The sequence below is a fragment of the Microcystis sp. M_QC_C_20170808_M9Col genome (assembly GCF_007095495.1).
In the GTDB taxonomy this organism is placed as follows: domain Bacteria; phylum Cyanobacteriota; class Cyanobacteriia; order Cyanobacteriales; family Microcystaceae; genus Microcystis; species Microcystis aeruginosa.
In genome coordinates this window covers 1-8,710 of the sequence record NZ_SFBZ01000024.1, presented here as the reverse complement: position 1 = coordinate 8,710, position 8,710 = coordinate 1, and the positions used below count along the sequence as shown (strand labels likewise).

Genomic DNA, 8,710 nt, shown 5'->3' with positions numbered 1-8,710 from the left:
TAGAAACCCTTCTTTCTCCCTACGGTACAGTAGTTGTCAGCAAAGAAGTCACCTCAGAAATTCAAGAAATTGATGTGTATTTTAGTCCTAATACCGAGGCAATTCCCCCTCAGTTAGGACTATTAGGCAAATTATGCCAAAATCCCTGTTTATTGGAACCCTATCGCAATGGGATTACCCTTGATGGTATCAATGATTGTCTGTCCAAGCGCTTTGCTATTCGTGAAATCTTCCACAGAGAAGCAAAGAGAAATAAACAGAGAATATCAGAGGAGGAGATACCTAAGTTGTGGATTCTCACTCCCACAGCTAGTGAGCGCATTTTATCCCTGTTTAAGGCTCAATTACAACCCAATTGGGGAGAAGGGGTTTATTTTCTCCCGGAAGGTTTAGGTACAGCTATTGTCGTCATTCATCAGTTACCCGCAATCCCAGAGACATTATGGTTAAGATTATTGGGTAGAGGAGGAACAAAATCGGCTTCTTTAAACTTATTGTATAATCTGAGTAGAAATTTAGAAGCGTTATCGAAAAAAACACAGGAGGATAGGGAGTTTATTATGCGTTTAGCTCCACTTTACCAACAGGATAGAGAACAAGCGATTCAAGAGGGACTGAAAAGAGGACTACAGCAAGGTGTACAGCAGGGTCTTGAACAGGGTAGAATTCAAGAAGCCAATCTTGTTATTAGACTTCTTCAACGACGTTTCGGTGAAATACCGCAAAATCTTGAGGAAACCATCCGTAACCTTCCTGTGGAGCGGTTAGAAGACTTAGGACTCGCTTTATTAGACTTTGACACTTTGACGGATTTAGATAACTGGTTGCATCCGTGAGCAATGGCGATCATCTCATTCATCCTTGATTATTCTATAGTTAAGGGGTCCACATCGATCGCCATACTTACCTTGGGTAAAACTAAGCTTTTCAAAGGACGCAAAAGACCACCGATATCAGCCTTGTCTCCCGATAATTTTAACAGAATTTGCCAGCGATAACGGTTAGCCACGCGCATAATTGTTGCGGGTGCAGGTCCCAAAATATCCCAATCGGAACCCAAATTATTAACACATTCCTCCGCAACATTTTCGGCACTTTTCTGGACTGCTTCCCCATCTAAACCACTAAAGCGAATTAAGACTAAGCTGCCGTAGGGAGGATAATTTAAACTCTCTCTGTGCATTAATTCCGTCTCGACAAAACCCTCATAATCGTGGGTTTGCACTGCTCTAATCACGGGATGTTCAGGGGTATAGGTTTGGATAATTACCTTTCCTTCTCTTTCTCCCCTTCCTGCTCTCCCTGCTACTTGGGTGAGGGTTTGAAAAGCGCGTTCGGAGGCGCGATAATCGGAGTGATAAAGTAAACCATCGGCAGCCATAATTCCCACTAGGGTAACTCGCTCGATATCTAATCCTTTGGTGAGCATTTGGGTTCCGACTAAGACATCGAATTCACCATCAGTAAATAGTTTTAATAGTTCCCGGGGAGCATTTTTGTTGCGGGTGGTATCACTATCAAAACGCAAGCAGCGCAAATCAGGAAATTCTTTGGTTAATTCTTGGGTGACGCGCTGAGTGCCAGTACCGAAAAATTTCAGATAGGGAGAACCACATTCAGGACATTGTTTCGGATGGATGCGACCATAGTTGCAGTAGTGACAGCGTAGTAATTCCTGCGCTCCCGGGTCGGTGTGGTGGTAAGATAGGGAGACATCACAGTGGGGACACTCTAGCACATAACCGCAACTTCGGCAAGATACAAATGTACTATATCCCCGGCGACTGACGAATAAAATTGCCTGTTCTCCCTTGTCGCGCAGGGTTTCCAGAGATGAACGCAGGGATTGACTAAACAGGGAACGATTGCCTCGTTGCAATTCCCGTCGCATATCGACGATTTCCACCCGCGGTAAGGGGCGATTTTGGATGCGATCGGGCAAAGATAGGTAAAGACTGGGATTAACTTGGGATTCTAGCCATGTTTCTAGGGATGGTGTGGCCGAGCCTAAAATTACGGGACAATGGTTTAATTGAGCGCACCATTTAGCCACGGTACGCGCGTGATAGGTGGGGAGTAATTGGGTTTGTTTAAAGCTGCTATCGTGTTCTTCATCGAGGATAATCATGCCTAGGTGGGGTAAAGGGGCAAAAATCGCCGATCGCGTCCCGATAATGACTTGCGGGGTTCCTGTCAACATCTGTCGCCATGTATCGTATCTTTCTCCTTCCGAGAGGGCGCTATGATAAACATAGACTCGATCGCCAAAACGGGCCACAAAGCGATCGGTTAGTTGCGGTGTTAATCCAATTTCGGGGACTAAAACCAAGGCAGATTTACCCGCTGCTAGGACAGGTGCGATCGCCTGTAGATAGACTTCTGTTTTACCCGATCCCGTCACTCCGTGTAAGAGGACGCTTTCACCACCTTTCAGGGTTTGAATGGCTTCTAGTGCTTGTTTTTGACTAGAAGTGAGTGTTTTTGGTTGATCCCTGCTCATAATCGCCGAGGATAAGCGCAGAAATTCCCGGTCCTCAATCACCACATAACCCTTGTCAATTAGTGGTTTAAAATGTTTTGTCCCCGCGAGTTGTGCCAATTCTGGCAGCCACATTTCTCCTCCCTGATGACGGAGAATTTCGACAATTTTGCGCTGATTTTCGGTTAAATCAGCAGGAAAGTCGGTTATTAGCAGGGTAATGGCTTTTTTTAGCTTAATATTAGGACTTTTGGGTGCTTCTAGATAACTTTCCACCCAACCGCGCTTAACTAAGTCTCGAATACCGTAATTAGCATTTTTGACTTTTTCTTGCAGGTATTTCGCCGAATAATCGCCTTCTTTTTGATTTTTTAGCAGGGATAAAATCTGACGGGAGAGGGGAGTACAAAAAACCTCCGCACCGGGGGGGATAGCTTCTGGTTTGAATCTGATGCGACGTTGGGAACTTCGCAGTAAACCCTTAGGTAAAGCGACGCGAACAACGGTGATTAAATCCGTCGCGTAGTATTGGGCGATTTTCGTTAATAACTGCCAATAATTATCGGGAAAAAAACCCTTAGCAATCACCTCTTCCACGGGACGAATTTGATTCTCTTCTAGTCCTGGGGGCAAATTTTCGAGAAATCTAAGAGCAATTCCCCCTATTACCTGAGAACCGAAAGGAACGCTTAAAATATCGCCAATTTCTACCGTTAAATCCCGGGGGATACTATAGGTTAATATTTGCTGATCCTCTTGACTATCTCTAGGATAAGGGCGATCGACCAAAACCTCTAACCACGGTTGCCCAGTTGTGGTTAATTGGTAAGGTGTGCGAGGTTCCGCTACAGTTAGAGTAGCACAGCGATCGAGCATGGTTATCAGTTATCAGTTATCAGTTATCAATTATCAGTTATCAGTGGGAAGTGGGAAGTGGGAAGTGGGGAGTGGGGAGATCACTCGCGTTGCGGGGGGGGGGAGAATAGGGTATTTAAATTATAGTTTAAAGCTTGAGGGGAATAAAAATAGCTAATTTTCTCTAAAAACACTTTAAATATTGCTTTTTTGCCCGCAAATTTTGATTTTTAGCCCGTGAAATCTTTCCAAATGATAATTATTGTCTATTAGCTATTAAATCGCAGTATAGTTAGTTAGACTTTTTGTCAATCAAAAAGTACCAGATATGGGAGTGGTCGGGGGGAAAATCCCTGGACTTTTTCCCTGAAAATTAGGTAATTTACCCGATGAAAATGGGTAAAACCCCACACCCTGCCCCTAGGAAAAACTTTTTCAGCAGACCCTAGTTAGTCAAAAGGTGAGAATGGTTCTCAATAGGAAAAGCGAAGAAGAGTAATAAAAAGCTGACTGCTATCTTGATTGTTAAGAAGCGTGATCCTTACCTAGTCAAATACCAAAAACCTTAGTTAGATTGTATAAGTGGAAAACCTAAAAGTCTCCTCTATTCACCAGAAAATCTTATTGTCTGGTTCGGCGATTTGTAACCATCGACACAGACGGGTGTAATTATATCCCAGAAATGACCGCCATTAATTAAGAAAACGTTTAAAAAATCTGCTCCCCGAAAATTCAATGTAACAATCAGCCCATTGGGAGAAATTGAGTTTTTCCCTGCTATTATAATCCCACTCCATCCATAACTGCTTATGAAAATCTCTAAACTAGCCTCTGATGATAATTTTAATCAAATCATTGCCCTGGAGACAAATCCTTTAGAACTAGACAGCGTGGATTTTGCTGAAAGAACTGACGAAGATCTGACTGAACCTTTACCGGAAACCCTAAAAACCACTCGTGGGGGTAGTGGAACTGGATACGATAAAGGCAGCAATGAAGATACTGTTGGGGCATTTTTTAAAGAAATGGCCCGTTATCCCCTGCTTAATGCGGAAGAAGAAATTGAATTAGCCTACTCGGTTAAGTTTCTGATGGAAGCGGAAGAAGTGCGCCAAAAACTACAAGAAAATTTACATCGTCCCCCGACGAAAACGGAATGGGCAAACGCTTTACAATTAGATAATGAACGTCAACTGGAAAACCGTCTTTATCGCGGACGAACAGCTAAACGGAAAATGATTCGTTCTAATTTGCGCTTGGTGGTTTCTATCGCTAAACGCTATTTAAATCGCGGAGTTCCTTTCTTAGATTTAATTCAAGAAGGTGCGATCGGACTCAACCGTGCGGCCGAAAAATTCGATCCCAATAAAGGTTATAAATTCTCTACCTATGCTTATTGGTGGATTCGACAAGCAATCACCCGCACCATTGCTAACGATGCGCGTACGATTCGTTTACCGATTCACATTGTCGAAAAACTCAATAAACTCAAAAAAGCGCAGCGCATTCTCAAGCAAGATTTACAGCGCAATCCCAATGAACGGGAACTCGCAGAAGCGTTAGAAATAACTCCCGAACAATTGCGGCAATTATTACAATTGCGTCGTCAATCTCTCTCTTTAAATCATCGTGTAGGGAAAGGAGAAGATACGGAATTAGTAGATCTGTTGGAAGATGATGATCTACAACTTCCCGAAGATAAAATGAATGAGATGATGATGCGTCAGGAAATTTTCGCAGTTTTAAGTGATGTTCTCACGGAACGGGAAAAAGATGTTATCTCCCTCCGTTATGGTTTAGCTACCAGTCAACCCTATACCCTAGAGGAAGTGGGAGGAATGTTCAATTTATCTCGGGAACGAGTACGTCAAATTCAAACTAAAGCGATGCGAAAATTACGTCGTCCTCAAGTCGCACGTCGTCTGAAAGGATGGTTACATTAATAACTTTTTCTAACTCGTTCTCTCCCCTCTCCTTTTTCCCGGAGAGCTTTTTTTTGTCGATATTTAGCTTAAAATTAAGATCAAGCTGATTTTCTCAGTAGATAGTCATAATACCTATGAACCGACATCTCCAACGGAAAGTGAAAACGGGAAAATATCAATCTCCAGAAAATCATCCTCTCATAGATGGAGAAACTTTTGTCACTGAAATTATCCATCGTTTTCAAACCATGGGAGATTAATATAAAATGGGTCGTTATAAGTAGGGAGGCACAATTATTGGTAGGATGGGTTAGCGGTAGCGTAACATGAGCGGGTGTTGGGTTTCATGCTTCAACCCAACCTACGTTCATCTTGTATTTAATTCCACCCACCCGCTTATCATAAATAAATATACTAGCTAGTCAGAAGCTGAATACAATATTGGAACGAAATAGAGGCTTTTAAAGACTGCGTACCTGGAGAATTAAAACAAGAATTACCCTCGAAAAGCCTATTTTTCCACTAAGTATTTATGCTCATTGCAAAGGTGAGATGCTCCCATACAATAGGCAATTTTTCAGCTATTTTTTCTAGTTCTCAATAAAATCAAACTAATTCAATATGTCCAAAAACTTTTGGTTAATTCCCGATAATATTTATTTTCTCAACCATGGTTCCTATGGTGCAACCCCTAGAATAGTCTTGGATTATCAGCAACAATTGCGGGAACGAATGGAAAGACAACCTTTAGCATTTTTGGGGAGAGAATTAGAGGGTTTATTAGATATTGCTAGGCAAAAATTAGCGGATTTAGTGGGAGTAAATAGCGATGATTTAGTCTTTGTTCCCAATGCAACCACAGCAGTAAATGCGGTGTTAAATTCTCTCACTTTTCAGGAAAATGAGGAAATTTTGATCACCGATCAGACCTATAATGCTTGTGCTAATGCAGTTAAACATATAGCTAAAAGATGGGGTTTAAAGGTAATTATCGCTAAAATTCCCTTTCCTGTGCAGTCCTCTTTAGAAATTAGTCAAGCGATTTTAGCATCTGTTTCTCCTCAGACCAAATTAGTAGTTTTAGATCATGTCACCAGTCCCACGGCCTTAATTTGGCCAATCGCAGAAATTGTGCGAGAATTAAATAATCGGGGCATTGATACTCTCATCGATGGCGCTCATGCTTTAGGTTTTTTACCCCTTAATATCGGGGCAATTAATCCCACCTATTATACTGCTAATTGTCATAAGTGGTTATGTAGTCCCAAGGGGGCTGCTTTTCTCTATGTGCGCGGGGATAAACAGGCAATAATTCGACCTTTAACTATTAGCCATGGAGCGAATTCCCCTCGACAAGATCGCTCCCGTTTTCAGTTAGAATTTGCTTGGATGGGAACCGATGATCCCACCGCTTATTTATCAGTGCCAAAAGCGATCGAGTTTTTAAATTCTCTCTCTATTGATGGTTTACTGGGTCTGATGGCGAGGAATCGTAATTTGGTTTTAAAAGCCAGAAATTTGCTTTGTCATGCCTTGCAGGTCAATTATCCCTGTCCAGAATCAATGATCGGATCGATGTCCTCAATTCTAATTCCTAGTTATGCTTGGATAGCAGAAGATTTATCCAGACAACTGTGGGAAAAATATCAGATCGAAGTGCCGATAATTCCCTGGGGAGAAGCATCATTAATTGTGAGGATTTCTGCTCACTACTATAATTCGATCGAGCAGTATGAATATTTAGCTGGGGTTTTGAATTACTTGCTATTTGGGCAAAGATAAGCTGGGAGTATTTCAGAGCCGCACGGACAGTTCTGGCTAGAGTCGAGGTATGGTATTATCGGCGTTGCGGGGAGCGGGGAGAAACAATCCATAACCGAGTTTTTAAAGTTGGATTGGGAGTTAATGATGCTATTAAAAACGGATTTGGCATGAAAACCCAAATCCGATCCCTGATAGCTGTCTCGGAGTCTCGGAGTCTGGGAGTCTCAACCAGGAAATTAATTTTGCACGACTACTGATGATAACCGAATAATTGGGCTAAAATACTTCCTGGAGCATGGTTTCCTTGAGCATTTCTAAACCCCTTTTCACCCGACGGGAGACGGTAACGACACTAATGCCTAATTGTTCGGCGGTTTCCCGTTGAGTAAGATCCTTAAGGAAGACAAATTCGAGAATATGACGGGTTTTTTCTTCTAATTGAGCCAGTGCCTGTTGTAAACGAATGCGATCCTCTTGACAAAGTTGAAAGCTGCGATAACGGGGATCGGGAACGATGTCTTTTAAACAAGTATTATTATCTTCATCGTTATTAACCGTCGCATCGAGACTAAGAGGTTCACGATTTTGGAAAGCCAGTTTTACCTCTTGCCATTCTGCGAGGGAAATATTTAAAGCCAGGGAGATTTCCGTATCATTGGGTTGACGATTGTAGAGGGTCTGGAAATCCCGACGCACCTTTGTCGCTTGTCTGCCTAAATCTAACCAACGACGAGGAATACGAACTGTATAACTTTTATCGCGCAGATGGTGTTGAATTTCGCCGCGAATATAGGGAATAGCGAAGGAGCTAAAAGCATGACCTTTGCTGCTATCAAAACGCTCGATCGCCCGAATTAGTCCCATAGAGCCAACCTGCACTAAATCTTCGTAATTTTCATGACATTGATTAACCCAATGATGAGCTTCCCTTCTGACTAATCCTAGGTTTAACTCCATAATTTGATCCCGTAACTTATTATCTGCCGTTTTTTGGTATTTTTGAAACAGGGTAAGAGTTTCCAGTTTAAGATTTTCTTTATTTAGGACAGACATAGGGCTCTAACAGACTTAAAAAATATTGACTATAAAAGATCACTATTGTGCAATTAGCTTTGACCAATCCCAATACAGTCTAGATGAGAAGCGGTAAGCAATGTCAACAATGTAACTTACTACGATCATGATGATACGACCTTTATCTAAAGACTTATGTGATTTGACGCGGTCGACCAAGTATTTAAAGACACAGATAAGCTGAAACCCAGGTAATTAGGGTTGGCTGAACAGGTTGTTTCTAGAGACAGGGTATGGGGTGTGGGGTGTGGGGTGTGAATTTTCCCCCGGAAAAAGCCTTAATCTAACAAGGTTTTTAGATTTATTCAGCCAACCCTATCTAGGGTTGGCTGAAAAAGTAGGGGCGAAGCATTCGGATAGAAAATCTACGGTTTCAGCGATAGGTTATTGTCCGAATGCTTCGCCCCTACAGGACGCGATCGCCGATCAAGATGTAAGGTTTTTGAGCCACTAGCTTGAAAATCTTGCAGCTGCTTCGCCAAAAAGCCCCAAACCAGCAATTCTCATTTTGAAAACAAAAGAAGATAAAGTTCTCTTGTTCACATAGAGAACTTCTGTCTAATTATCATTTTTTTTCAAGATAATCATCATAATTAGCTTCAAGAGACAGTTT

At 42.1% G+C, this 8,710-nt stretch carries 6 protein-coding genes; 4 read left to right on the top strand and 2 right to left on the bottom strand.

Features of this window, described 5'->3' with window-relative positions; genetic code table 11:
• The coding region (locus EWV68_RS01670; RefSeq protein WP_287168601.1) for a DUF4351 domain-containing protein at nt 1-836 on the top strand (836 nt) is incomplete at its 5' end.
• A gap of 29 nt (nt 837-865) precedes the next feature.
• On the opposite strand, the gene priA is transcribed toward EWV68_RS01670, so the two are convergent.
• Nucleotides 866-3,355: a primosomal protein N' gene (gene priA / locus EWV68_RS01665; protein ID WP_061430812.1), complete on the bottom strand. Its 2,490-nt coding sequence runs from the start codon at nt 3,353-3,355 to the stop codon at nt 866-868.
• A 788-nt stretch (nt 3,356-4,143) separates the two neighbouring features.
• Between priA and EWV68_RS01660 the strand changes: the two genes are divergently transcribed.
• The 3 genes from EWV68_RS01660 to EWV68_RS01650 all read left to right on the top strand — a co-directional run bounded on the left by EWV68_RS01660 (nt 4,144) and on the right by EWV68_RS01650 (nt 7,041).
• Nucleotides 4,144-5,277 carry an RNA polymerase sigma factor, RpoD/SigA family gene (locus EWV68_RS01660; protein WP_061430811.1) on the top strand — a complete coding sequence of 378 codons (1,134 nt, stop codon included), beginning with the start codon at nt 4,144-4,146 and terminating at the stop codon, nt 5,275-5,277.
• Between the two features lie 116 nt (nt 5,278-5,393).
• A complete protein-coding gene (locus EWV68_RS01655) occupies nt 5,394-5,519 on the top strand; it encodes a hypothetical protein (protein ID WP_002759678.1) in 126 nt (41 codons plus the stop codon).
• Between the two features lie 361 nt (nt 5,520-5,880).
• A complete protein-coding gene (locus tag EWV68_RS01650) occupies nt 5,881-7,041 on the top strand; it encodes an aminotransferase class V-fold PLP-dependent enzyme (protein ID WP_287168600.1) in 1,161 nt (386 codons plus the stop codon).
• A 258-nt stretch (nt 7,042-7,299) separates the two neighbouring features.
• Here EWV68_RS01650 and EWV68_RS01645 read toward each other — a convergent pair whose 3' ends face one another.
• Entirely contained in the window at nt 7,300-8,076 is a 777-nt protein-coding gene (locus EWV68_RS01645) for an RNA polymerase sigma factor SigF (RefSeq protein WP_061430809.1), read from the bottom strand.
• Nucleotides 8,077-8,710: the final 634 nt, after the last annotated feature.

Coding starts and splice junctions, on each gene's coding strand:
- EWV68_RS01660 (WP_061430811.1), top strand. CDS start 4,144: ATGAAAATCTCTAAACTAGCCTCTGATGATAATTTTAATCAAATCATT.
- EWV68_RS01655 (WP_002759678.1), top strand. CDS start 5,394: ATGAACCGACATCTCCAACGGAAAGTGAAAACGGGAAAATATCAATCT.
- priA (WP_061430812.1), bottom strand. CDS start 3,355: ATGCTCGATCGCTGTGCTACTCTAACTGTAGCGGAACCTCGCACACCT.
- EWV68_RS01645 (WP_061430809.1), bottom strand. CDS start 8,076: ATGTCTGTCCTAAATAAAGAAAATCTTAAACTGGAAACTCTTACCCTG.
- EWV68_RS01650 (WP_287168600.1), top strand. CDS start 5,881: ATGTCCAAAAACTTTTGGTTAATTCCCGATAATATTTATTTTCTCAAC.